This is a genomic window from Neisseria animalis, assembly GCF_900636515.1.
Taxonomy (GTDB): Bacteria; Pseudomonadota; Gammaproteobacteria; order Burkholderiales; family Neisseriaceae; genus Neisseria; species Neisseria animalis.
Window position 1 is genome coordinate 192102 of the sequence record NZ_LR134287.1, and the last position, 25186, is coordinate 217287.

A 25186-nucleotide genomic window follows, 5' to 3' on the forward strand; every position below is an offset into this window, starting at 1 on the left:
ATGTTTTTAAATACTATTAAGCCTGCTGAAGGCGCTACTCATGCAAGCCGCCGTGTTGGTCGCGGTATAGGTAGTGGCTTGGGTAAAACCGGTGGTCGTGGCCATAAGGGTCAAAAAAGTCGTTCCGGCGGTTTTCACAAAGTAGGTTTTGAAGGCGGTCAAATGCCGTTGCAACGCCGTTTGCCAAAACGTGGTTTTAAATCACTGACTTCTACTTTGAGTGCTGAAGTCCGTTTGGGTGAATTGGCATTGGTTGCTGTTGATGAAATCGATGTGCTGACTTTAAAACAAGCAGGTCTGATTCCGGCAAATGCACAAAATATCAAAGTTATTGCTTCCGGTGAGATTTCTAAGGCTGTAACTTTAAAAGGTATTAAGGCAACCAAGGGTGCCAAAGCTGCTATTGAGGCAGCCGGTGGTAAAGTTGAAGAATAAGGCTTAAATCATAGTGGCTAATCAACAATCTTCATCAGGTCTGTCCAAGTTTGGTGACTTGAAAAAGCGTTTGCTATTTTTACTGGGGGCTCTAATTGTTTTCCGAATCGGGGCACATATTCCAGTGCCGGGAGTAGATGCTGTTGCATTAGCTAAATTATACGAAAGCGCTGGGAATGGTATCTTGGGAATGTTGAATATGTTCTCCGGAGGATCGTTAGAGCGCTTTAGTATATTTGCTATCGGTATCATGCCCTATATTTCGGCATCGATTATTGTTCAATTGGCTTCGGAAATTTTACCTTCTTTAAAGGCTTTGAAAAAAGAAGGGGAAGCCGGTAGGAAAGTAATTACCAAATATACGCGGTACGGTACGGTATTACTGGCTATTTTGCAAAGTATGGGTGTTGCGACATTTGTTTTCCAGCAAGGCATCGTTGTCGCTAATCCTGTTGAGTTTCATATTTCAACGATTGTATGTTTGGTTACCGGTACCATGTTTTTAATGTGGCTAGGTGAGCAAATTACTGAGCGAGGTATCGGCAACGGTATTTCGCTAATCATTACGGCCGGTATTGCTGCAGGTATTCCTGCAGGAGTTGTGCAGCTGATTACTTTGACGAATCAAGGGTCAATGAGTATGCTGACAGCGGTATCGATTGTACTCGGTGCATTATTGTTGATTTATATAGTGGTTTATTTTGAAAGTGCGCAACGTAAAGTCCCGATTCATTATGCCAAACGTCAGTTTGGTAGCAATATGATGAAAGGGCAAAATACCCATATGCCTTTCAAGCTCAACATGGCAGGTGTGATTCCGCCAATTTTTGCATCCAGTATTATTTTGTTTCCCTCAACATTGCTAGGTTGGTTTGGTTCAAGTAATACAGATAGCTTGCTATATAAAGTTTCAAGCTGGTTACAGCATGGTCAGCCTGCTTATATTATTTTATTTGCAGCGACTATAGTCTTTTTCTGCTACTTTTATACAGCTTTGGTTTTCAGTCCTAAAGAAATAGCTGATAACCTGAAAAAAAGTGGAGCGTTTGTTCCTGGTATCCGCCCGGGCGAACAAACTTCTAGGTATTTGGAAAAAGTGGTATTGCGTCTAACTTTATTTGGTGCGCTGTATATCACAATTATTTGTTTGATTCCCGAGTTTTTAACGACAGCTTTAAACGTTCCGTTCTATCTCGGTGGTACATCCTTATTGATTCTTGTGGTGGTTACAATGGATTTCCAAACACAAATTAATTCATACAGGATGACGCAGCAGTATGAAGATTTACTGCAAAGACCGGATATGAAATCATTATCACGTAAATAAAACTATGGCTAAAGAAGATACCATACAGATGCAAGGTGAAATTCTTGAAACTTTGCCGAATGCAACATTTAAAGTCAAACTCGAAAACGACCATGTGGTGTTAGGTCATATCTCTGGTAAAATGCGGATGCATTATATCCGCATTTCTCCAGGTGATAAGGTAACGGTTGAGTTGACTCCTTATGATTTAACCCGTGCTCGTATCGTATTTCGAGCAAGATAGACTGTAAAAGGAAAAAAAATGCGCGTACAACCTTCTGTAAAGAAAATTTGCCGTAACTGCAAAATTATTCGTCGTAATCGCGTAGTTCGTGTAATTTGTACTGACCCACGTCACAAGCAACGTCAAGGTTAAGAGGCTAGTTTCCTCTTTGCCTGATTTTGTGGTATAGTGACACACTTTGCCCTAAAAAGGAAAAAATATGGCTCGTATTGCAGGGGTAAACATCCCTAATAATGCCCATATTGTAATTGGCTTGCAAGCCATTTACGGTATTGGTGCGACTCGTGCTAAATTGATTTGTGAGGCTGCAAATATTGCTCCGAGCACTAAAACAAAAGATTTGGACGAGGCTCAATTAGACGCTTTGCGTGAACAAGTTGCTAAATATGAAGTAGAAGGTGATTTGCGCCGTGAAGTAACGATGAGCATTAAACGACTGATGGATATGGGTTGCTATCGCGGCTTCCGTCATCGTCGTGGTTTGCCTTGTCGTGGTCAACGCACTCGCACTAACGCTCGCACCCGTAAAGGTCCGCGTAAGGCGATTGCCGGTAAAAAATAATTTTTAAGGAATTTGATTAATGGCTAAAGCAAACACAGCTTCGCGTGTACGCAAAAAAGTACGTAAAACCGTAAGCGAAGGTATTGTGCATGTACATGCATCTTTCAACAATACCATCATTACAATCACCGACCGTCAAGGCAATGCATTGTCTTGGGCTACCTCTGGCGGCGCTGGTTTTAAAGGTTCTCGTAAAAGTACACCGTTTGCTGCTCAAGTGGCAGCAGAAGCAGCTGGTAAAGTTGCCCAAGAGTATGGCGTTAAAAATTTAGAAGTCCGTATTAAAGGCCCGGGTCCTGGTCGCGAATCTTCTGTGCGTGCGCTCAATGCTCTTGGTTTCAAGATTACCAGCATTACCGACGTTACCCCGTTACCACATAACGGTTGCCGTCCACCTAAAAAACGTCGTATTTAATATTGGAGTGATTTGAAACATGGCACGTTATATTGGCCCTAAATGTAAATTAGCACGCCGCGAAGGTACGGATCTGTTTCTGAAGAGTGCACGTCGCTCTTTGGATTCTAAATGTAAAATGGATTCGGCACCGGGTCAGCACGGTGCTAAAAAGCCGCGTTTGTCAGACTATGGTCTGCAATTGCGTGAAAAACAAAAAATCCGCCGCATTTACGGCGTGCTGGAGCGTCAGTTCCGTCGTTACTTTGCCGAGGCTGCGCGCCGCAAAGGTTCAACCGGTGAGCTGCTGCTTCAGTTGTTAGAATCTCGTTTGGATAATGTCGTATACCGTATGGGTTTTGGCTCTACCCGCGCAGAAGCCCGTCAGTTGGTTTCTCATAAAGCGATTACCGTAAACGGTCAAGTAGTCAATATTCCTTCTTTCCAAGTTAAAGCAGGTGATGTTGTAGCTGTTCGTGAGAAAGCCAAAAAACAAGTACGTATCCAAGAGGCATTGAGTCTGGCTACCCAAATCGGTCTGCCAAGCTGGGTTTCTGTAGATGCAGATAAATTGGAAGGCGTATTCAAAAATATGCCTGATCGTTCAGAATTGACTGGCGATATTAATGAACAGCTGGTGGTAGAGTTCTACTCTAAATAATGCTAGCTCAGTGAGGGACAGTTAAATGCAAAATAGCACAACCGAATTTTTGAAACCTCGTCAAATTGATGTCGATACTTTGTCCACTACTCGTGCCAAAGTATCTATGCAGCCTTTTGAACGTGGTTTTGGCCATACTTTAGGTAATGCTTTGCGTCGTATCTTACTGTCATCCATGAATGGTTTTGCACCTACTGAAGTGGCTATTGCCGGTGTACTGCATGAGTACTCTACCGTTGATGGCGTACAGGAAGACGTAGTCGATATCCTGTTGAACATTAAAGGCGTAGTATTTAAGTTGCATGGTCGTAGTCAGGTTCAGTTGACCTTGAAAAAATCAGGGGCAGGTCCGGTTGTCGCTGGCGATATTGAATTAAGCCATGATGTAGAGATTCTGAATCCTGAGCATGTCATCTGTCATTTGTCCGAAAATGGTCAGATTGAGATGGAAATCAAGGTGGAGCAAGGCCGCGGCTACCAATCTGCTTCGGGTCGTCGTGTGATTCGCGATGAAAACAAGCAGATTGGTGCAATTCAGTTGGATGCGAGCTTTTCGCCCATCAGCCGTGTTAGCTTTGAAGTTGAACCTGCACGCGTAGAGCAGCGTACGGATTTGGACAAATTGGTTTTGGATATTGAAACCGATGGTTCTTTGGATCCGGAAGAGGCAGTACGCAGTGCTGCACGTATTTTAATTGATCAAATGTCTATTTTTGCGGACTTGCAAGGTACGCCGGTTGAAGAGGTTGAAGAAAAAGCGCCTCCTATCGACCCAATCCTGTTGCGTCCGGTAGATGATTTGGAATTAACCGTACGTTCAGCTAACTGTCTGAAAGCTGAAGATATTTATTATATTGGCGATTTGATTCAACGTACTGAAACCGAGCTTCTCAAAACACCAAATTTGGGTCGTAAGTCTTTGAATGAAATAAAAGAAGTGTTGGCCTCTAAAGGTTTGACACTGGGTTCGAAATTAGAAGCTTGGCCGCCTGTAGGCTTGGAAAAGCCGTAAGTTTGAAGATTAAAGGATAATGACATGCGTCATCGTAATGGTAACCGCAAATTAAACCGTACCAGCAGCCACCGCGCTGCGATGCTGCGCAATATGGCAAATTCATTGTTGACTCACGAGACTATCGTGACCACTTTGCCTAAAGCTAAAGAATTGCGCCGTGTGGTAGAGCCCCTGATTACTTTGGGTAAAAAACCTTCTTTGGCTAACCGTCGTTTGGCTTTCAACCGTACACGCGATCGCGATGTAGTGGTTAAGTTGTTCGATGAGTTGGGTCCACGCTTTGCAACCCGTAATGGCGGTTATATCCGCGTATTGAAATACGGTTTCCGCAAAGGCGATAATGCCCCGTTGGCATTGGTTGAGCTGGTTGATAAGGCCGCTGAATCTGCTGAGTAAGCCATAATAAAAATACCATCTGTTGAATAAACAGGTGGTATTTTTTATTGGATAATACCTGAAAATGGGTTTTGTTGGTTTTGAGAAAAGTGAGGAGAGAATGGAGGGGCTGTTAAGTACAATCGCTTCGCATTTAAGTCAATATCATCAAACGGTTACTTGTGCAGAGTCTTGCGCCGGCGGGTTGTTGTCCGGGGCGTTTACATCGGTTACAGGCAGCTCGCAATGGTTTTATCAAAGTTGGGTAACGTATAGTAATCAGGCCAAACAGCAGCTCTTGGGCGTGCATCATGAAACTTTATTGAATTACGGTGCGGTCAGTGCTGAAACGGTACGGGAGATGGCGCAAGGGGCAAGATTGTTGGCTGATGCGGATTATGCTTTGAGTATTTCGGGTATTGCCGGGCCGGGAGGAGGAAGTAAGGAAAAACCTGTCGGTACAGTATGGTTTGGTTTGGCTACTGCAAATCAGGTGATAACGTGTGTACAACATTTTGACGGCAATAGGGAAAATATACGTCAGCAGGCCGTAGCATTTGCGTTGGGTTTGTTGGTGGATAATTTATTTGTTTATCCAGAGAAAAAGCAGCGTTTGTAATCAGAGACATTGCTGTTTTGTCGCTGGGATAGTATTGGACAGTTTGGCAGTGTATTTACTTTGTTGATTGTGTGATTTGCAGACGGCATGGAAGGCTACCGGGCTTGCTGTAATGGAAAGTATGACCGTTCTGCTAACTTGATGCAGCCTTGCCGCTCTTCACCGTACTGTTTGGCGTTGTCCCAATTTATAGTCATTTAAAATAAGAATGATACATCGTTGCTTTGCCTTGCCGTACTATGTGTACTGTCTGCGGCTTCGCTGCCTTGTCTCATTCTTATTTTATTCGACTATATATTCAAGCAGGAGATGTTTGAGGCAGCGGTTTTGGTGAAAAATGAAAGTAATTGAGAACATAAACATAGAAAAGGCCGTCTGCAAAACAGCTTAATGAATACGATTAGGCTGTTTTGCAGACGGCTTTATATGATGTTATGTCGGGTTAGTCTGCCGCGTGCCACGGTTTTTGAGCGCCTGCATGGAAACTTGGTTTTTCTCCGCCCCATAGCGTATCGATGTCGTAGAAATCGCGTACGGCCGGCAGCATAACGTGTACCACCAAGTCTCCGGCATCAACCAAGGTCCATTCGCCGGTATCCCCTTCCGTACTTAAAATTTCAAAGCCGGCTTCTTTCAAGTCAACCGCAACATTGTTGGCCAAGGCTTTTACTTGTCGGGTGGAGTCACCGCTGGCAATAATCATGCGGGCAAACAATGAAGTTTTTTCTTGGGTTTCTAAAACGGAAATATCTTTGGCTTTAATATCTTCCAATGCGTTGACGGCGGTATCTACCATCTTTTGCAGGTCTAACAATTCTTGTTCGTTCATTATGTTTCCGGATAAATCTGTTGAATGGGTGGGATTATATAGATAAGCCGCTGAATTTCCAATATAGGAAAAGGTTTGGTTGCGGTCGGTAATCGAGGGCTTGTGCCGTTCGGCAGCGTATTTGCTTTGCTGGTTGTGATTTGCAGACGGCATGGCAGACGGTCGGGGCTTGCTGTGATGGAAAATATAGCCGTTCCGTCGGCCTGATACAGCCTTGCAGCATTTCGCCGTAGTGTTTGGCGTTGTCCCAATTTAAATCAAAACGGCTGTGTTGCTTTATGGGTATAAATTGTCGAAACGGCCTCTGCAATCTGTTTCACAATAAGGCATACCCAATCGCCGACACGACTGCTTGCTTTGCTCAAATCATTTTGGCAATCAATATGCCGAATGCCGATATTGTTTCACAGCGTGATCGGTTAATGAATATCGGCAAGATGTTGTATGGGAAATCCGTATGGATTTTGGCATGACAGCCGGATTTTATTTTGGCCGGCCGTACAATTTCTGATTACGGATATAACGCGCTACTTGCGGCGGAAGTATGCCGTCTGCATTTTCGCTGTTTTCAAGTAGTCCGCGGATTTGTGTGGAGCTGACATCATAAAGCGGCGTGTTCAGAATTTTGACACTGCCGTTTTGCAGTCCCTCTCCGAACCATGCGTGCAATTCGCGCGGTATGCGGTTGAGGCTGTCTCCTTGGCGCATGGCAACGGCAATGTGGGTTTGGCGTACGAGGGTTTGCCATTTTTTCCAAGTATGCAGCTTCATCAGGCTGTCGCTTCCCATCAGCCACCACAGTTGCGCCTGCGGAAATTGCTGGCGGAAAATCTGCACGGTATCAAACGTGTAGGTTGCGCCGCCGCGTATCATGTCGCAATCGCTGACGGCAAAACGCGGGTCGTCAGAAACGGCCAGTTCGGTCATGGCGAAACGGTGCTTTGCCGGTGTGCGCGTGGCTTGTGTTTTATGGTAAGGGTCGCCGGCGGGCAGGAAGACGACCGTATCCAAACCGAGTTCGTCGGCAAACGCGCGGGCGATGTGGAGATGTCCGTTGTGTATCGGATCGAAGGTGCCGCCGAAAAGTCCGAGTGTTTTCATGCCGAGGTGCCGTCTGCAGAAGAGCCGGTGCTGCCGTCTACTACCAAAGTCAGCTTGCCGGTTGTCGGGTGAATCACCAAGCCGTGAACCGCAACTTCGGCCGGCATCAAGGGGTGGCGGCGGATAATGGATACGGTGTGGCGTACACTGTCTTCCACATTGTCGAATCCGGTTAACCAACTGTCGAGGTCGATGCCGGCGTTACGCAAGGTTTCGACGCGGTCTTCGGGAATGCCTTTGTCGGCGGCTTTGCCCAAGAAACTTTCGGCATTAAGTTTCTGCATACCGCAGTCGTGGTGGGCAATAACCATAATTTCTTTGACTTTCAACTCGAATACCGCCACCAGAAGGCTGCGCATCACGGAGCCCCACGGGTGGGTAACCAGTGCGCCGGCGTTTTTAATCAGCTTGGCATCGCCGTTTTTTAAGCCTAATGCGCGCGGCAAAAGTTCGATAATGCGCGCGTCCATGCAGGAAAGGATGGCCAGTCCGCGTTCGGGATATTTGCCGGTAAAAAACTGGGCATATTCGCCGGATTCGACAAAGTCCTGATTGTAAGAAAGGATGTGGTTTAATTCACTCATTTTCTGCCTCCTGTGTGTGCTGCCGGTCATTATACTCCTGAACTGCCGTATAGTGCTTTCCCGATAAAGCAGTTACAATCGCGCATATGTTTTTTCAGGAAAACCGCCATGTCCGCAGAACGTCCCCTATTTCCCGAACCGCTCGGCGAAGCCGAACATCAAACCTTGTTGGAATGGATACGCAGGGCTTACGGCCTGTACGGAAGCTGGCAGACATTGTGGCTGAACGGCAAGCCGCTGGGTCGGTTGAGCCCGCAATGGGCAGCGCAGGTGGTGAAAGACTGGCACGGGGAAGTCAATGAAAATGCAGACGGCATTGCCTTGAATGCAGACAGTTGGCTGGCTTTGGGCGACGGTTTGCAGCATTTGGCGTTTGAATGGAAACGGTTAGGCCTGCTGCATGGTTGGCGGGACGAGCGTTTCGATGTGTGCGATAGCGACGGCAGCGTATTGTTTGCATTGGAGCGAGCCGCATTCCGGCCGCTTGGTTTGTTGAGTCATGCCGTCCATTTGAACGGCCTGACTTATCAGGACGGGGCGTGGCGGTTTTGGATAGGCAGACGCAGCCCGCATAAAGCCGTCGATCCCGACAAGCTGGATAACTTGGTCGGCGGCGGCATCAGCAGCGGTGAAGACATTACTGCCGCCATGTTGCGGGAAAGTGAGGAAGAAGCCGGGCTGACGGCGCAACAGCTTTCCGGCCTGACATTATGCAATCGTATGCACAGCCTGAGGCCGGTTGCACGCGGTCTGCATAACGAAATCCTGCATATTTTCGATGTTATCTTGCCGTCTGAAGTCCGACCGGAAAATCTGGACGGAGAAGTTGCCGGTTTCGAGCTGTTTACGCCGGCACAAATCGTGGCTGTAATGGCTGAAGGAGCGATGATGCCCGACGCGCAACTGGTTACACTTGATGCGTTCCGCCGCTACGGACTGCTCAGACCCGAACACGAATTGACCCGTCTGCTCCAAGAGATGAGCCGTCCCGTTTCCGCCGCTTGAAAGAGCCGTTGCCATGTTATCCGTCAAACACATCTGCAAAAGTTTCGGCAGCCGAACCGTAGCCGAAGACATCAGCATGGACGTAGAAAAAGGGCAACTTATTGCTGTGTTGGGGCAATCCGGTTGCGGCAAATCCACCCTGCTGAAAATCATCAGCGGTCTGATTGCGCCCGATAGCGGAGAAATCCGGCTGAACGGTGAAAACATCACTCGAAAGCCGTCTGAAAAACGCCATATTGCATTGATGTTTCAGGACTATGCGCTGTTTCCGCATTTGAATGCCGTCGAAAACGCCGCCTTCGGGTTGCGGATGCGCGGTACGGGCAGGCGCGAGGCCGAAAAACAGGCATTGCAGGCTTTGGAAGAAGTGGGCTTGGCCTCTCTGGCACAACGCCGTATCGACAGTTTGTCGGGAGGCGAGCAGCAGCGGCTTGCTTTGGCACGCGCCTTGGCCGGCAATCCCAAATTGTTGTTGCTCGATGAAGCATTTTCCAGCTTGGACAGCCATTTGCGGCAGAAATTGCGGCAGTTGGCTTTGGCGCAAATCCGCAAATCAAACATTCCCGCCGTATTGGTTACCCACTCGCCCGAAGAAGCATTCGGTATGGCAGACGGCATTGTCCTGCTCGATCAGGGCAGGGTGGTACAAAGCGGAACGGCACGGGAAATCCTGCAACGTCCCGCCAATGTCCGCGCCGCCCGTCTGCTGGGGCTGCACAATGCCGACCCGCAACGCTATATCCCGCCGAATGCCATCAGCATTTGCGCGGCCGGACAAAGCGGCAGCGTCCGCTGTACCTTAATGGAAACCGTTGCCCTGCCCGACAGCGTGAGGCTGCTGTTCCGCCACCCCGAATACGGCAGCCTGACCGTAACCGCCGATTGGCAGACTTTCCGTCATGCGGATTTGGCCAACCATACGGAAGTCCATATCGCTGTTGATAAGGCGCGTATTATCGATTTTCATGTACAGGCCGTCTGAAATCATGCTGGAGATACTTTACCGCGACGAACACTGCATTGCTGTCAACAAACCTGCCGGTATGCTGGTGCACAGAAGCTGGCTCGACCGCCATGAAACCCGTTTCGTGATGCAGACCTTGCGCGACCAAATCGGACGGCACGTTTTTCCCGTCCATCGTCTCGACCGCCCGACTTCGGGAGTATTGCTGTTTGCGCTCGACAGCGACAGCGCACGCCTGCTGACACAACAGTTTGAACAGAAGGCCGTCTGCAAAACCTATTGGGCGGTAGTGCGCGGCTGGTTGCCGGAAGCAGGCAGTATCGATTACGCGCTCAAATACCAACCCGACCAAATCGCCGAAGCGCGAACCGAAGCGACCTTGCAGGACGCGGTAACCGACTACCGCTGTTTGGCGCGTACCGAATTACCGTTTGTTTCGGCCCCGCGTTATCCGACCTCGCGCTACTCATGGGTGGAGCTGAGGCCGCATACCGGACGTAAGCACCAAATTCGCCGCCATTTGAAACATATTTTCCACCCCATCGTCGGCGACACCAATTATGGCGACTTGCGTCAAAACCACGCGGTTGCCGAACATTTGGGGACGCGGCGGCTGATGCTGCACGCGCATTCGCTGGTGTTCGATCGTCTTTCGGACGGTAAGCAGGTAAGGATTACCGCGCCGGTGGACGGGCAATGGCAGCAGTGGTTGGCGGTATTCGGTGGGCAGAGCGGTATCCTGCAGTCGGATTCCGAATAAGGATTGGTGTTTGGCGGGTATGTGTTGCGGCACTACTTCTCATGCCCGATTGCATGAAGATGCCTGATTGAATGGGGAACGGGCGGTTTCGGCATGATTGGGCGAAAATCGGTGTTCAGGCCGTCTGCAAAATGTTCAGACGGCCTTTTCTGTTTCTTTTTCGTCCAGCAGCAGGAAAACCAGTAAGGCCAGCGTCAGCAGTATGGCCGTTAGCACCATTGCCCGAGCGTAATTGTCCGCACCGGCGCGGCTCAGGTAGTGATACACCAAAGTGGTCAGCGTTTGCCACTCGGGGCGCGACAGAAAGAGCGTGGCGGCAAATTCGCCGATACAGGTTGCCGCCGCCAAGGTCATGCCGCGCCGCAAAGCGGGCTTCAGTAGCGGTACGGTAACATACCATGCCGTCTGCAAACGGCCGGCACCCATGCTTGCGGCGGCGGCAGCATAGTTGGCAGACAGCCCGTCCCACGCCGCCGATATGTCTTTGGCAACGAAAGGGTAGGCGAGCAGGGCATATGTGGCGATCAGCAGTGGCAGGGAGGCCGTCCATTCAGGATAAAGCAGCAATACGCCGAAAGCCACGCACACCGGCGATACCATAAACGGCAGAAAAGTCAGTGCGCGTATCCACGGTGCACGCCTTGCTGCCATCGCGTACATCACGCCCAAAACGACTGCCGACAGTACCGCCAGGGTTGAGAAACGCAGCGTATTCCATGCCGCCGCCAGCGTATCCGTTTCTGCCCATACCTGCCATGCGCTGCCTGCCGCCAATGCCTGCACCCATATCGCCGCCAAGGGCAGGGCGCAGCAGAACAGCAAAACGGTACATGTTCCGGCCAGCAGCAGACGTTCTCCACCGGATTGCGGTGTGCGCGGCTGTGGCGGGCGCATGGTTTTCCCGACAGCGGTACGGCGGCTCAACCATGCGTACAGCAAACCTGCCGCCGCCGTTACCGCCAACATCAGCCATACCAATACGGAGGCTTGGGCGATGTCCAACTCATAGGCAATCAGTTGGTAGATTTCTACTTCTACGGTGGCATAACGGCTGCCGCCCAGCAGCAATGCCAAGCCGAAACCGGAAAAGCAGTATAAAAACACCAAACACGCGCCCCCTGCCAACCACGGCTTCAATACCGGCCATTCCACCAGCCAAAACCGCTGCCAAGCCCCCGCTCCCAATGTTTGTGCCGTCTGCAAACGCGCTTCGGGTACGCAAAGCAAACCTTGATAGGCGGCGCGTATCAGTACGGGCAAATTGAAAAACACATTGCCGTACAGCAGTAAATAAGGCGTATCCTGCCAGCCTGCCCACAACATACCGTTTGCGCCGAACAGTGCCAGCACGCCCATGGCTGCAACCAAAGTCGGCATGACAAACGGCAGCATCAGCAGGCGCAATAGGGTCCGCCGTCCGAAAAAGTCTAAACGCGCCAAAGTCCAAGCAGCCGGTACGCCCAGCAACAATGTGATGCCACAGGTTGCCGCGGCTTGAATAATGGTCCACCACACGCGCTGCTGCATATAATCGTCGTTCAGCACGCTCCAAGCAATGCCGCCGCCGTCATACAGCGCCAACGCAATCAGCGGGGCAACCACCATCACGGCAAGAAAACCGAGCGGGAGCAGGGCGGTCAGTACGGCGGCAAACAGGCGGAGCATGGTCATGGGCGTAGGTGGCGGAAGGTTGTAGGCGGGAAGGGTATTATCGGGCATGGTGGAAAAATCAGAACGGGCTGAAGCGGATACGGCAGCGTTCTGATTTTCATGGTTGTTGCACACGGTATGATACGGCGTTGCGGTGCCTTGCTCAAAGAGAGTTGGGTTAGGCTGTTGAGGCAGAAAGTCCGCTTACCCGTACGATTGGTACGGTCTGTGGGTTTGCCGCCTTGTTTCATTCCGTGTTGCCCGACCGTATTTTAACAAAAAAGCCGTCTGCAAATGTACAGACGGCTTTGTCAGACAAGTGGAAAGCAGTTTAGTGATCCGAAGCCTTGGCCGCGCCGATACCGGTCATCGAGCGGACATATTGTGCGGCAAAGCGGGACTTGTCTTCAGCCGCTTGTGCGGATTTGTCGCATACCGATACCAGCCATGCCACGACAAAGGCCAGCGGAATGGTAAACAATGCCGGGCTGCCGTAAGGGAATACGGGGCTTTCGTTACCCAATACCGCCACCCACACGTTCGGCCCTAAGACAATCAGGATAAACGCGCCGAGCAAGCCGCTCAAGCCTCCCGCCACTACGCCGCGTGTGGTCAGCCCTTTCCAATACATACTCAACATCAGTACGGGGAAGTTGGCGGAGGCGGCGATGGCGAAGCAGAGGCCGACCATGAAGGCTACGTTTTGGTCTTCAAACGCCAAGCCCAACACCACCGACATCACGCCCAACACCAAAGTTGCCGCTTTGGAAATCCGCATTTCTTCGTGCGGCGTGGCTTTGCCTTTACGGATCACCGAAGAATAAATATCGTGGCTTACGGCAGAGGCACCCGACAGGGTCAGGCCGGCAACCACCGCCAAAATGGTGGCAAAACTTACGGCGGAAATAAAGCCCAGCAGGAAATCGCCGCCGACCGCATTGGAGAGGTGTACCGCCGTCATGTTGACACCGCCGACCATTTCGTACACGGTTTTGCCATCTTTCAGCATTTCGGTGAAAAATTGCGGGTTGTCTTTGGTCAGCAGAATAATGGCGCCGAAGCCGATGATGCCGGTAAGCAGGAAGAAATAGCCGACCAAGCCGGTTGCCACCACTACCGATTTACGCGCCTCGCGGGCATCGGGAACGGTAAAAAAGCGCATCAGAACGTGGGGCAGGCCGCAGGTGCCGAACATCAGTGCCAAGCCCAATGACAGCGCGTCGATTGGGTTTTTCACCATGCTGCCCGGCGCCATAATCGCTTCGCCTTGTTCGTGTTTGTCCACCGCGGCGGCAAACATATTTTCCAAGCTGAAACCGGTATGTTTCAATACCAGCAGCGAAATCAGCGTTGCGCCGCCCAGCAGCAGTACCGCTTTAATCATCTGCACCCAAGTCGTTGCCAGCATACCGCCGAACAATACATACACAATCATCAGCGTGCCGACCAGAATAACGGCGAAAATGTAATCCAAACCAAATAAAAGCTGAATCAGTTTGCCCGCGCCGACCACTTGTGCAATCAAATAAAGCGAAACAATCAGCAGCGTACTGGAGGCGGCAAACAGGCGCACCGGTTTTTGGTTGAAGCGGTAGGCGGCAACATCGGAGAAAGTGAATTTACCCAGATTCCGCAGCCGCTCCGCCATCAGAAACAAGACAATCGGCCAGCCGACCACAAAACCCACCGAGTAAATCAGACCGTCGTAACCGCGGCTGAATACGATGGCCGATACTCCTAAAAATGCGGCTGCCGACATATAATCGCCCGCAATCGCCAAACCGTTTTGCGTGCCGGAAATACCGCCGCCGCCGGTGTAGAAATCTTTGGCGGATTTATTTTGTTTGGCCGCCCATTTGGTGATGAACAAGGTAGAGCTGACAAACAGGAAAAACATGATAATCGCCGTCCAGTTGGTCGCTTGTTTTTCTACCTCTCCGCCGATGGCATCGGCCAACGCACCGCCCGAAGCAAGCAGCATCAGAGCGGGTAAAACATATTTCATCATTTCGCACCTCCGTCCATAACTTCGTCCACTACCGCTTTGGTCATATTGTCGAAGCGGCTGTTGGCAATCCAAACGTACACCGCCGTCATCACGAATGAAAACACAATGACGAATACGCCGATGTAAATCCCCCAAGTCGTGACCCCATCAGGGTTGACCTTGGTGGCGAAAAGTTGGGGATTGGTGCCGATAACCCAGATAAACGAGACGTAAACCAAAAAGATAATGGCGGAGAAAACCCAGCCGATGACCGATTTCTGCAAAGCCATGCGTTGGAACTTCGGGTGGGACAATACCCGTTCTTCAAGGCAGTCGGTAGGAGCAGCAGGATTGTCTGCGGTCGTGGTCGGCTTGGCAGACGGCGGAATAACGCCGCCGGCAGGGAGACGGATGTCGCTCATGATTTTTCCTTTTAGAAGACAAAATATTTTTATAAATAGTTTTGTTTTATAGTCGTTCGGAATAAACATGATACGGCGTTGCGGCCTTGACTCATGATTATTTATCCGACTGTATTTATGGTTTTATTCTGAAGCGGCATCTTGGAAACCGGAACGGGTTTCCCGAATTGAGTAAAAACGAAATTACCCGAAAAGAAAAATCTTGGCAATCATTAATAATTTGTTAATATTTGCTAAAAAGATTTAAAAGGCCGTCTGCAAAAATACACTTCCCGCCGAAGAAGTACGGTTTTGCAGACGGCCTGATAAGATTATTTGCGGTGGACGGTTCGGAAAATGCCGACAAAATAAGGAATGGAACGAAGGTTTGGAATATCTGTAAACATCTTATCAAGCAGATATTTTATGGGAAGCGGCAGCAGAAGACAGGGGTGGTGAAGCGCAGGATAAAAAGCATTTTATGCCGTCTGCAAATATCGAATCGGCAAAAAATGCTGTGTGTGCTGGTGTATGAATGGAGTGTTTTTATTTTTGCAGTCGTTTTTTGAAGAAAAATGGCAGATTGGCGGGCAGGGTTGGCAGACGGCAAAAACGGGGCGCATACATACGCCCCGTTACCTTTTCATCCGGATAAATCAGCCGCCGAAACTGCCGATAAACTGACCCAGCGCAGGAACGGCCAATACCGCCAATACCGCCAAAATCACTTTTTCATAAGTATTGAAACGCCAAGAGCCGTGGTGTTTGCGTTGCGAATAGAGAAACAGCAATACGCCCGGCAGATAGAGCAACACCGAAAACAGCAGGTATTCCGTACCCGCCGCATACACAATCCACAGCGCGTACGCAGTGGCAATCAGGCCGACGAGCTTGTATTTCAACGGCAACTTCCGCTCAAACGACAGCTTCAGCAGATACGCGCCGATAAGAAAATACGGAATCAGAATCATCGAAGTGGAAATCAGCAGCAAGGCTTCGTAGCTGTTGCCCGTCTGCCAAACCAAAAACAGGCAGAGCTGCACGGTCAGCGTGGTAAACAGCAGCGAGCCGTGCGGCACTTCGTTTTTGTTCAACTTGACAAATGAGGCCGGAAACGCGCCGTTTTTCGCACCCAGATGCGGGATTTCCGTCGCATACAGCGTCCAGCTCAGATACGACGACAGCACCGACACAATCAGACAGAAGCTGATAAGCACCTTGCCCCAACCGCCGACCATGTGCGCCAACACGCCCGCCATCGACGGATTGGACATCGCCGCAATGTCCGCACGCGGCAGCACGCCCTGCGCCAACAGCGTAATCGCCACATACATCGCCAGCGTGAGGGAAACGCCGATAACGGTTGCCCTGCCCACATCGGCACGGCTCTTGGCGTGTTTCGACAATACCGCCGCGCCTTCGATGCCGGTAAACACCCACAGCGTAATCAGCATGGTGTTTTTCACTTGGGTCATGATGTCCGCATCGGGGTTTTCCGGCGTGGCGAGGCTCGCGCCCGTCCAATCGCCCATGAAAATATCGGCTTTGAAGAAATACGCCGCCAAGCCGATAAACAGAATCAGCGGAAACACTTTCACAAACGTCGCCACCAAGTTCACGCCTGCCGCCTCTTTGATACCGCGCGCCACCAGCCAATAAACCAGCCACGCCACCGCCGATTCGCCCAAAAACGCGGCAAACGTATTGCCCTTGCCGAACAGCACCGCACCGGAGGTGTCGGTAAACGTGCCGACCGCTTCAAACGCCACCACCAGATAACCGACAATGCCGACAGTGGTGCAGAGCCAGTAGCCCCAAGCAGAGAAAAAGCCCATCAGGTCGCCGAAACCCGCACGGGCGTAAGTGTAGATGCCGCCGTCGAGATCGGGGCGCAGCTTGGCGAGCATGGCAAACGAAATGCCGAGAAAAATAATGCCGACGCCGGTAATCAGCCAGCCGATCAACAAAGCCTGCGAACCGGCCACCGAAGCCATGTTCTGCGGCAAACTGAAAATACCCGAGCCGATCATGGAGCTGATGACCAAAGCCGTCAGCGCCGCCAGCCCGATTTGGGATTTGGAAGACATAAATCGCTTTCTTATCAGAATAGTTAAGACAGGATAAATCAGGAAAAGAAAGATTATAAAACAAAAGCCGTCTGTAAATGGAAAATACGCATATTTACAGACGGCCTGACGGGTGCAAAATGCGGAAAATCAGGCGAAAAGGCCGTCTGCAAACGGGCAGACAGCCTGTTTTACCGTTTGCTTGGGCTGATTTTGGGCAAACGGGTGTCCAATATTTCCGCCAACACATCAAACACCACTTTTACCCGCACAGGCGTTACCGTGCGTTGCGGGCGGTAGAGGTAAATCTGCCAATTCGGGCGGGAAAGTTTGGGGAAAAGTTCGATCAGATCGCCCGTTTGCAAATACGGCTCGCACTGCCAATCCAGCAAAAAGCCAATGCCTAAGCCTGCCTGCACCAGTGGCAAAACCGATTGGTAATCGTTGGTGAGAGCAATTGGGCGACTTGGCGTGATTTGAATGTCGGTATTGAAATACCAGTTTTCCGCCCGTCCTGTGTTGTGGTCGATACAGCCGATCAGCGGAAAATCCGCTAAATCCTGCCAGCGTTTCGGCTTGCCGTGTTGGGCAAGAAAATCCGGCGTAGCAACGATTTTTTCGCGTGTCGAACCCACGGTTTTGACGATAAAGCGGTTGTCTTGCACCGTACCGATGCGTACGCCCAAGTCAATCTGATGCTCAACCACATTCAAACGCACCGTGTCTTTGCGTAAATCCAGCACCAAATCAGGATAGGCTTTCAGCCGCTCGCCAAGGGCTTGGAGAACGGCTTTTTCATTAGGCAAATCAGGAATGGTCAAGCGAACCACGCCAGCCATTTCATCGGCTAAATGCGAACGGCTCGGCACAAACAAGGCTTCGCTGTCGGCAAGCAGTTTTTTGGCTTTGGGCAAGAATTGCCCGCCAAAATCGGTGAGTTTGACTTGTCTGGTATTGCGTTGGAACAGTGCTTCGCCCAAATAGTTTTCCAGTTCGGCAATCACGCGTGTTACCACTGGTGCAGACACCGCAAGGCGGTTTGCCGTTTCTTTAAACTGCAAGGTTTCTGCAAGGGAGCAGAATACTCTTAGGGCTTCAAATCGGTTTTGCATAGGCTTTTATTATTTCCAAATAAGAAATTTTAAAATTCATTTTTATAAATTTTATAGAAACAGTTTCCTCATTACAATAGCCTCAATTTCAATCATCTTACATTTATCGGAGTACAAATGAAAAAAATCTTAAAAATGACCGCACTTGCGGCAGCCTTGGCCTTTTCAACAACCGCTTTAGCCAATATTGAGGTAACACCAATGAAAAACGTACAAACTGTAACTGTCAGTCAAGAATGGGACAAAACCTTTGCAAAAAGCGATAAGGTAGAACATCAAAAGGTCCAGTTCCGTAACCGCTTTGGTAATACTGTGGTGGGCGATTTGTATATGCCGAAAAATGCCAAAGGCAAACTGCCTGCGATTGTGGTGAGCGGTCCATTCGGGGCTGTAAAAGAGCAATCATCAGGCTTGCACGCCCAAACTTTAGCGGAGCGTGGTTTTGTTACGTTGGCGTTTGATCCGTCTTTTACTGGCGAAAGTGGCGGTGCGGTGCGTGATGTAGCAAGCCCTGAAATGTTTACCGAAGATTTTAGTGCGGCAGTGGATTTTCTCGGTTTGCAGGCTTTTGTCAATCGTGAAAAAATCGGCGTGTTGGGCGTGTGTGGTTTGAGCGGTATGGCAATCAGTGCCACCAGCGTGGATAGCCGTATCAAAGCGGTGGCAACCACGGCAATGTACGATATGAGCCGTTCGATGAGTAAAGGATATGAGGACTATTACACGCCTGAACAACAGCAAAAAATCATCAAACACATCAGCGAACAACGCTGGAAAGATGCTGAAAACGGCAATTTCGCCCTTGGCTGGCACGAGCTTGGCTTTGATGAAAACGGCAATGTGGCAACAGGCACAGAAGTGTTGCCGAAAACATTAGAAGCCAATGCCCCTGAAATGCTCAAACGCTTCCACGATTATTATCGCGGACGGGCGTATCATAAAAACGCCATCAACTCAAATAGTGCGTGGACAGCCACAACGCCGTATTCTTTCTTTGCGTTTCCGTTAATGGCAAATACTGATTTGCTCGGCGATAAACCTGTGTTGCTGGTAACAGGCACAAACGCCCATTCACGCTATTATTCTGAAGATGTGTACAAACAACTACGCACCCCGAATAAAGAACTATTGATTGTGAATGGTGCAGATCACGTTGATTTGTATGATAATTTAAACAAAATCCCATTTGATAAATTTGAAGCGTTCTTTAAAGCGAATTTGAAATAAGGCAAAGCAGGGGCGGCGAAGGCTGCTCCTGCCATTTTATTGAGAAAACATATGAAAAAAAGTATTTTGTTATGTGGCTTATTATTCGCCACGGTTGCCCACGGAGCTTCAATGAACCTGAAAATTACCTTAGACAATCAAGTCGTTTCCGCTACCCTTGAAGACAACCCGACTTCGCAAGATTTCATCAAAAAACTACCGCTTGAAGTGGAATTAGAGGACTATGTCGGCAAAGAAAAAATCTTTTCTGTCGGCAAACTTTCCACCAAAAACGCCCCAAGCCGTTACCAAGGCAAAAAAGGAGATATTACCTACTATGCACCGTGGGGAAATATGGCGTTGTTTTACGGCACAGACAATCCAAACGCCAGCGGATTGATTTATTTGGGGAAAATCAACGGCGACATCAGCCTGCTCAAAAAAGCGAAAACCATTAAAATCGAGAAAAACTAAAATGCACGATTTCCCGCTCAACCAATTTCTTGCCAAAGAAAGCCCCGAATTTGCCGACATTCATCAAATCGTTGCTGAAAATCAGCCACTGTTGGCAAAGCTAAAATTTGAACCATTAAGTGCGGTTGAAACTCGCCAAGTTTTAAGCGAATTAACCCAATCTGAAATTGACGAAAGCCTTGTCGTCAACCTGCCGTTTTATTGCGATTTCGGCAGGCATTTGCGTATCGGCAAAAACGTCTTCATCAATATCGGTGCGACTTTCAGCGATGTGGGCGGTATCATCATCGAAGATAACGTGCTCATTGCCCCCAATGTCACGATTGCCAGCGTCAACCACCCCCTCGATCCTGCCACACGCCGAGGGATTATCCTTGCGCCCGTGCGGATCTGCAAAAATGCGTGGATTGGGGCTAATGCCACGATTGTAGGCGGTGTTACCATCGGCGAAAATTCCGTGGTGGCGGCAGGTGCGGTGGTCACCAAAGATGTGCCGGCCAACAGCGTGGTGGCCGGTGTGCCGGCGAGAGTGGTGAAGAAAATTGAGGATTTGCGCTAAGCAGTTGGTTTTCTGTTGCTTTGTGGCTTGTCCGGCTGTGCAGGTTGTGTTTTTTGATGTGGTCATTGCACACACAATGATACGGCGTTGCTGCCTTACCGTGCTGCGTGATTTGACCATACTGTTTTGTTGTGATGATTTTGCGGCTTGATCATGAATATAGTCATTTAAAATAAGAATGATACAGCGTTGCTTTGCCTTGCCGTACTATGTGTACTGTCTGCGGCTTCGCTGCCTTGTCTCATTCTTATTTTATTCGACTATAAAAGGCCGTCTGTAAAATCCTGTGTTGATTTTACAGACGGCCTTTGGTTTTGAGGAAACGGCTTAGCCCACTTTATCGCCCGGTTGCGCGCCTTCGTGTACGTCCAGCAGGCGCAGTTTGCCGTCTTGGGCGGCGGCGGAGAGTATCATGCCTTCGGATACGCCGAATTTGGCCATTTTGCGCGGGGCGAAGTTGGCAACGGCGATGACCATGCGGCCGTTCAATTCTGCCGGATTCGGATAAGAAGCGGCGATGCCGGAGAAGATGATGCGTTTTTCAAAGCCGAAATCAAGGTCGAATTTCAAGAGCTTGGTGCTGCCTTCTACGGCTTCGCAGTTCAATACTTTGGCGACGCGCATGTCGATTTTCATGAAGTCGTCGAAACTTGCCTGTCCGGCTACCGGCGCGTATCGGCTTGCTTCGGCGGCGGGTTCGGCGGCAGCCTGAATGCTTTGTTTGTTGGCTTCGATTAAGTTATCCACTTGTTTTTGCTCCACTCGTTGCATGAGGTGTTCGTATTTGTTGATGGTATGTGCGCCCAGCGTTTCGCGGGTGTTTGCCCAAGTGAGTGCCGGTATGTTGAGAAAGGCGGCGGCGTTTTCGGCTACTTTCGGCAACACGGGGGCGAGGTAGGCGGTAAGCATGGCGAAGGCGTTGATCAGCTCGCCGCACACTTCGTGCAGACGGACTTCCTGTCCTTCCTGCTTGGCCAATTCCCACGGTTTGTTGGCATCAACGTATTCGTTGACAAGGTCGGCCAGTGCCATGATGTCGCGCAGGGCGCGGGCGTATTCGCGGTTTTCGTAGCTTTCGGCGATGTGTTCGCTTTCGGCGGCGAGTTTGGACAGCAATGCGCTGCCGGACACGTCTTGCAGACGGCCTTCAAAGCGTTTGGCGATAAAACCGGCGGCACGGGCGGCGATGTTGACGTATTTGCCGACAAGGTCGCTGTTGACGCGGGAAATAAAGTCGTTCAGGTTCAAATCGATGTCTTCGATTTTGCTGTTGAGCTTGGCGGCGATGTAGTAGCGCATCCATTCGGGATTGAGTTTCTGATCCAGATAGGATTTGGCGGTGATAAACGTGCCGCGCGATTTGGACATTTTTTGGCCGTCCACCGTGAGGAAGCCGTGTGCGAATACGCCGCTGGGCGCGCGGTGGCCGGAAAAATGCAGCATGGCGGGCCAGAACAGGGCGTGGAAATAGAGGATGTCTTTACCGATGAAGTGGTACATCTCGGTGTCGCTGCCCGCTTGGAAAAATTCGTTGAAATCAATACCGATGCGGTCGCACAGGTTTTGGAACGAGGCCATGTAGCCCACCGGCGCATCCAGCCAGACATAGAAATATTTGCCCGGCGCATCGGGAATTTCGAAGCCGAAATAAGGCGCGTCGCGGGAAATGTCCCAATCGGAGAGGCCGCCTTCGCCGTTTTCGTCGGGGTGCAGCCATTCTTTCATTTTGTTGAGTGCTTCGGGCTGCAGGTGCGGTTTGCCGTCGTGCGGATTGGTGCCGGCCGTCCATTCTTTCAAGAAGTCGGCGCATTCGCCCAATTTGAAAAAGAAGTGTTCGGATTCTTTCAACACCGGCACAGCACCAGATACGGCGGAATAAGGCTTGATCAGCTCGGTGGGGGAATAGGTGGTGCCGCACACTTCGCAGTTGTCGCCGTATTGGTCGGCCGCATGGCATTTCGGACATTCGCCTTTGACGAAGCGGTCGGGCAGGAACATATTTTTTTCAGGGTCGTAAAGCTGCTCGATGACGCGGCTTTCGATTTTGCCGTTGGCTTTCAAGGCGCGGTAGATGCGCTCGGAATGGGTTTGGTTTTCCGGCGAGTGGGTAGAGTAATAGTTGTCGTAACCGATGAGAAAGCCGCTGAAATCCGCCAGATGTTCTTCGCGTACGCGGGCAATCATGTCTTCGGGTTTCACGCCCTGTTTTTGCGCCGCCAGCATCACGGGCGTGCCGTGGGTGTCGTCGGCACAGCAGTAGTAGCATTCGTGGCCGCGCAGCTTTTGGAAACGCACCCAGATGTCGGTTTGGATATGTTCGACCATGTGGCCTAAGTGGATGCTGCCGTTGGCATAGGGCAGCGCGGAGGTGACGAGGATTTTGCGTGTCATGGTTTGTATTTCGGACAGTCGGATAAAAGGGAAATTATACCGTAAATTAACGGGAGGGGTGGGGCGGCGGGGACAATGCCGTCTGCAAAACAGCAGTTGGGCAGGGTGGTGCTTATTCTTGTAATTCTGCCAGCAGGTCCTCTCCGTATGCGGCCAGTTTTTCTTCACTCATGCCGTGGATTTCCGCCAACTCTGCCAAACTTTGCGGCTGCTTGGCGGCGATGGCGCGCAGGGTGATTTTGCTGAACACTTGATGCTCGGGTATGTCGGCGCGGCGTGCGGTTCTGCCGCACCATTCGAGCAGGCGGCGCATGAGTTTGCGCGTGGCGGCGGCTTGTTCGTCCAGACTGTCGGCAAAGGGGTAGCATACGGAAAGGAGGTCGGTGGCGTATTTGCCGATACGCACTTCGCCCAAGCCGTAGATGCCTTGTAAATCGAGGTCGGTTTCGGGGGTAAGGCGGATAAGGTCGGTCAGGCTGTCGTCGGTGCAGATTTTGCCCTCGGCCACGCCTTCGGTTTGGGCTTGTTTGGTGCGCCATGCGGTGAGCGCCTGCCACATGGCTTGATTGCGTTCGCCGGTCAGGCCGTCTGCAAACGGACTTGGATTTGCAGACGGCCTGTTGCCGCTGTCGGCGGCGTTCAGGCATATGGCCAGCAGGTCTTGACCGTATTTTTGGATTTTGGCTTCGCCCAAGCCGTAGATTTCATGCAGTTCTTGCAGGTTTTGCGGCATTTTTTCGACCATATCGCGCAGGGTTTTGTCGCCGCAGACAACGTATGCCGGCACTTCTTCGGCACGGGCTTTTTCCATGCGCCAGCCGCGCAATGCCTGCCATACGCGCTCTTCACGTTCGGTACGCAGCCATTCTTCTTTCGGTTTTTGCGTGGCGGTTTTTTCGCGCTTGAGCGGGCGCAGCCATACTTCGGTTTCGCCTTTGAGGACGCTGCGGGCGGATTCGGTCAGTTGCAGGGCCTGATGCTGCTGTGGGTTGACGGTCAAATAGCCCAAGCTGATGCACTGGCGGATGACGCTGCGCCATTCTTTGTCGGTGAGGCTGTTGCCGATGCCGAAGGTGGAAAGCCGGTCGTGACGGTTGCGCTGTATCCAGTCGTCGCTTTTGCCGCGCAATACGGCGGTAACGTAACCGGCGGCAAAACGCTGGCCGACTCGGTATATGCAGCTCAATAATTTCTGCGCCAATACTGTGCCGTCAAAACGCACGGGCGGATGCAGGCAGTTGTCGCAATGGCCGCAGGGCTGCGATGCTTCGCCGAAATGCCTCAGCAGCAGTACGCGGCGGCATTCGGCAGTTTCGCACACCGACAGCATGGCATCCAGCTTCTGCATTTCGATTTGTTTTTGTATGTCGTCGCTTTGGCCTTCGGCAATGCGCTCGCGCAGTAAAACCCAATCGTTCAGGCCGTAACACAGCCAGCTGGCGGCAGGCAGGCCGTCGCGCCCCGCCCGTCCGCTCTCCTGATAAAAATGTTCGATGCTTTGCGGCATGTCGAGATGGGCGACAAAGCGTACGTCGGGCTTGTCTATGCCCATGCCGAAGGCTACGGTTGCTACGACGATGATGTTGTCTTCCCGGGTAAAGCGGTGCTGGTTGGCTGCGCGCATTTCCATGCTCAAGCCTGCATGGTAGGGAATCGCGTCCAAACCGTGTTCGCATAAAAAGGCGGCCACATCTTCAACTTTTTTACGGCTGAGGCAATACACAATGCCGCTTTGCCCGTTCATTTGTTTTTGAATGAAATCCAAAAGCTGCTTTTTGCCGTTGTTTTTTTCGATGACTTGGTAATAGATGTTGGGACGGTCGAAGCTGGCGATGTATTCGGGCGAATCGTCCAAATGCAGGTAATGCTTGATGTCGGCCCGTGTGGCGGCGTCTGCGGTGGCGGTAAGCGCGATGCGCGGTACGGCGGGATAGCGTTCTGCCAGTATGCCGAGTTGTTGGTATTCGGGGCGGAAATCATGCCCCCATTGGCTTACGCAGTGGGCTTCGTCGATGGCAAACAGGCTGATGTTTTGTTGGTCGAGGAAACGCAAAAAACGCTCGCTCACCAAACGCTCCGGTGCGACATAGAGTAATTTCAGACGGCCTGCATGGATGTCATCGGCAATACGCCGTGCTTCTTCGGCTCCGGTACCGCTGTGTACCGCTGCGGCAGCCACGCCCGCCGCGTGCAGGTTGGCCACTTGGTCGTTCATCAGGGCAATCAGCGGCGACACCACTACCGCAACGCCTTGGCGCATCAGTGCGGGAATTTGGTAACACAATGATTTGCCGCCGCCGGTAGGCATCAAAACCGTCAGGCTTCGGCCGGCAGCCAGCGTTTCTACCACAGCCTCTTGGTTGCCGCGGAATTCGGGGTAGCCGAATACATCGTGCAGGACTTGTCGGGCTGTGGTCGGAGGCATGGCGGTGTGATGGGAAAAGGGAAAGCGTTATTTTAACGGTTTTAACGGGAAAACGCACAAA

At 50.9% G+C, this 25186-nt stretch carries 26 protein-coding genes; 16 read left to right on the forward strand and 10 right to left on the reverse strand.

Annotated elements, in window-relative coordinates:
* The 10 genes from rplO (at position 1) to EL111_RS00985 (ending at position 5611) form a co-directional block, all read left to right on the forward strand.
* Positions 1–435 (forward strand): 50S ribosomal protein L15, encoded by a 435-nt coding sequence (gene rplO / locus EL111_RS00940; RefSeq protein WP_123795175.1) that lies wholly within the window; start codon positions 1–3, stop codon positions 433–435.
* A 13-nt stretch (positions 436–448) separates the two neighbouring features.
* Positions 449–1762, forward strand: a complete 1314-nt coding sequence (gene secY, locus EL111_RS00945) for a preprotein translocase subunit SecY (protein ID WP_123795176.1) — start codon at positions 449–451, stop codon at positions 1760–1762.
* Between the two features lie 4 nt (positions 1763–1766).
* Entirely contained in the window at positions 1767–1985 is a 219-nt protein-coding gene (infA, locus tag EL111_RS00950; RefSeq protein ID WP_003684714.1) for a translation initiation factor IF-1, read from the forward strand.
* An 18-nt stretch (positions 1986–2003) separates the two neighbouring features.
* Positions 2004–2117 carry a 50S ribosomal protein L36 gene (gene rpmJ / locus EL111_RS00955; RefSeq protein WP_003697674.1) on the forward strand — a complete coding sequence of 38 codons (114 nt, stop codon included), beginning with the start codon at positions 2004–2006 and terminating at the stop codon, positions 2115–2117.
* Between the two features lie 67 nt (positions 2118–2184).
* On the forward strand, positions 2185–2547 hold the full coding sequence (gene rpsM, locus EL111_RS00960) for a 30S ribosomal protein S13 (protein WP_123795177.1): 363 nt from the start codon (positions 2185–2187) through the stop codon (positions 2545–2547).
* A gap of 19 nt (positions 2548–2566) precedes the next feature.
* Positions 2567–2962, forward strand: a complete 396-nt coding sequence (gene rpsK / locus EL111_RS00965) for a 30S ribosomal protein S11 (RefSeq protein WP_002216249.1) — start codon at positions 2567–2569, stop codon at positions 2960–2962.
* A 19-nt stretch (positions 2963–2981) separates the two neighbouring features.
* Positions 2982–3602 carry a 30S ribosomal protein S4 gene (gene rpsD / locus EL111_RS00970; RefSeq protein ID WP_123795178.1) on the forward strand — a complete coding sequence of 207 codons (621 nt, stop codon included), beginning with the start codon at positions 2982–2984 and terminating at the stop codon, positions 3600–3602.
* Between the two features lie 25 nt (positions 3603–3627).
* Positions 3628–4614, forward strand: coding sequence for a DNA-directed RNA polymerase subunit alpha (locus EL111_RS00975; protein ID WP_123795179.1), 987 nt, complete (start codon positions 3628–3630; stop codon positions 4612–4614).
* Between the two features lie 24 nt (positions 4615–4638).
* Positions 4639–5013 carry a 50S ribosomal protein L17 gene (gene rplQ, locus EL111_RS00980; protein WP_123795180.1) on the forward strand — a complete coding sequence of 125 codons (375 nt, stop codon included), beginning with the start codon at positions 4639–4641 and terminating at the stop codon, positions 5011–5013.
* Positions 5014–5113: 100 nt separating this feature from the next.
* Complete coding sequence (locus EL111_RS00985) at positions 5114–5611, forward strand: CinA family protein (RefSeq protein ID WP_123795302.1); 498 nt, start codon at positions 5114–5116, stop codon at positions 5609–5611.
* 442 nt (positions 5612–6053) lie between these two features.
* On the opposite strand, the gene rsfS is transcribed toward EL111_RS00985, so the two are convergent.
* The 3 genes from rsfS to EL111_RS01000 all read right to left on the reverse strand — a co-directional run bounded on the left by rsfS (position 6054) and on the right by EL111_RS01000 (position 8125).
* Complete coding sequence (gene rsfS, locus EL111_RS00990) at positions 6054–6440, reverse strand: ribosome silencing factor (protein WP_123795181.1); 387 nt, start codon at positions 6438–6440, stop codon at positions 6054–6056.
* Between the two features lie 483 nt (positions 6441–6923).
* Positions 6924–7541: a nicotinate-nucleotide adenylyltransferase gene (gene nadD, locus EL111_RS00995; RefSeq protein WP_123795182.1), complete on the reverse strand. Its 618-nt coding sequence runs from the start codon at positions 7539–7541 to the stop codon at positions 6924–6926.
* Positions 7538–8125, reverse strand: a complete 588-nt coding sequence (locus tag EL111_RS01000; protein WP_123795183.1) for a beta-class carbonic anhydrase — start codon at positions 8123–8125, stop codon at positions 7538–7540. The genes nadD and EL111_RS01000 overlap by 4 nt, the downstream gene beginning before the upstream one ends.
* Positions 8126–8233: 108 nt before the next feature.
* Between EL111_RS01000 and EL111_RS01005 the strand changes: the two genes are divergently transcribed.
* The 3 genes from EL111_RS01005 to truC are packed head-to-tail and all read left to right on the forward strand — an operon-like array spanning position 8234 to position 10854.
* Positions 8234–9130 carry an NUDIX hydrolase gene (locus EL111_RS01005; RefSeq protein ID WP_123795184.1) on the forward strand — a complete coding sequence of 299 codons (897 nt, stop codon included), beginning with the start codon at positions 8234–8236 and terminating at the stop codon, positions 9128–9130.
* Between the two features lie 13 nt (positions 9131–9143).
* Positions 9144–10112 (forward strand): ABC transporter ATP-binding protein, encoded by a 969-nt coding sequence (locus tag EL111_RS01010; protein ID WP_123795185.1) that lies wholly within the window; start codon positions 9144–9146, stop codon positions 10110–10112.
* Between the two features lie 4 nt (positions 10113–10116).
* Positions 10117–10854, forward strand: coding sequence for a tRNA pseudouridine(65) synthase TruC (truC, locus tag EL111_RS01015; protein ID WP_123795186.1), 738 nt, complete (start codon positions 10117–10119; stop codon positions 10852–10854).
* A 135-nt stretch (positions 10855–10989) separates the two neighbouring features.
* Here truC and EL111_RS01020 read toward each other — a convergent pair whose 3' ends face one another.
* From EL111_RS01020 to EL111_RS01040, 5 genes are all read right to left on the reverse strand, one after another.
* A complete protein-coding gene (locus EL111_RS01020) occupies positions 10990–12525 on the reverse strand; it encodes an ABC transporter permease (protein ID WP_123795303.1) in 1536 nt (511 codons plus the stop codon).
* Positions 12526–12835: 310 nt separating this feature from the next.
* Positions 12836–14512 (reverse strand): cation acetate symporter, encoded by a 1677-nt coding sequence (locus EL111_RS01025; RefSeq protein ID WP_123795187.1) that lies wholly within the window; start codon positions 14510–14512, stop codon positions 12836–12838.
* Positions 14509–14913: a DUF485 domain-containing protein gene (locus EL111_RS01030; protein ID WP_123795188.1), complete on the reverse strand. Its 405-nt coding sequence runs from the start codon at positions 14911–14913 to the stop codon at positions 14509–14511. The genes EL111_RS01025 and EL111_RS01030 overlap by 4 nt, the downstream gene beginning before the upstream one ends.
* Positions 14914–15548: 635 nt before the next feature.
* Complete coding sequence (locus EL111_RS01035; RefSeq protein WP_123795189.1) at positions 15549–16979, reverse strand: basic amino acid/polyamine antiporter; 1431 nt, start codon at positions 16977–16979, stop codon at positions 15549–15551.
* Positions 16980–17149: 170 nt separating this feature from the next.
* The gene (locus tag EL111_RS01040) at positions 17150–18070 is read right to left on the reverse strand and encodes a LysR family transcriptional regulator (RefSeq protein ID WP_123795190.1); all 921 of its coding nucleotides are present in this window, start codon (positions 18068–18070) and stop codon (positions 17150–17152) included.
* A gap of 117 nt (positions 18071–18187) precedes the next feature.
* On the opposite strand from EL111_RS01040, the gene EL111_RS01045 reads away from it, so the two are divergent.
* From EL111_RS01045 to EL111_RS01055, 3 genes are all read left to right on the forward strand, one after another.
* A complete protein-coding gene (locus EL111_RS01045) occupies positions 18188–19297 on the forward strand; it encodes an alpha/beta hydrolase (RefSeq protein ID WP_231998390.1) in 1110 nt (369 codons plus the stop codon).
* 111 nt (positions 19298–19408) lie between these two features.
* On the forward strand, positions 19409–19750 hold the full coding sequence (locus tag EL111_RS01050; RefSeq protein WP_123795191.1) for a cyclophilin-like fold protein: 342 nt from the start codon (positions 19409–19411) through the stop codon (positions 19748–19750).
* Between the two features lies 1 nt (position 19751).
* Positions 19752–20309, forward strand: a complete 558-nt coding sequence (locus tag EL111_RS01055) for a sugar O-acetyltransferase (protein ID WP_123795192.1) — start codon at positions 19752–19754, stop codon at positions 20307–20309.
* A gap of 327 nt (positions 20310–20636) precedes the next feature.
* Here the strand turns inward: EL111_RS01055 and metG are convergent, their stop codons facing one another.
* Both metG and recQ read right to left on the reverse strand, forming a co-directional pair.
* On the reverse strand, positions 20637–22700 hold the full coding sequence (gene metG / locus EL111_RS01060; protein ID WP_123795193.1) for a methionine--tRNA ligase: 2064 nt from the start codon (positions 22698–22700) through the stop codon (positions 20637–20639).
* A gap of 112 nt (positions 22701–22812) precedes the next feature.
* Entirely contained in the window at positions 22813–25125 is a 2313-nt protein-coding gene (gene recQ, locus EL111_RS01065; protein ID WP_123795194.1) for a DNA helicase RecQ, read from the reverse strand.
* Positions 25126–25186 lie beyond the last annotated feature (61 nt).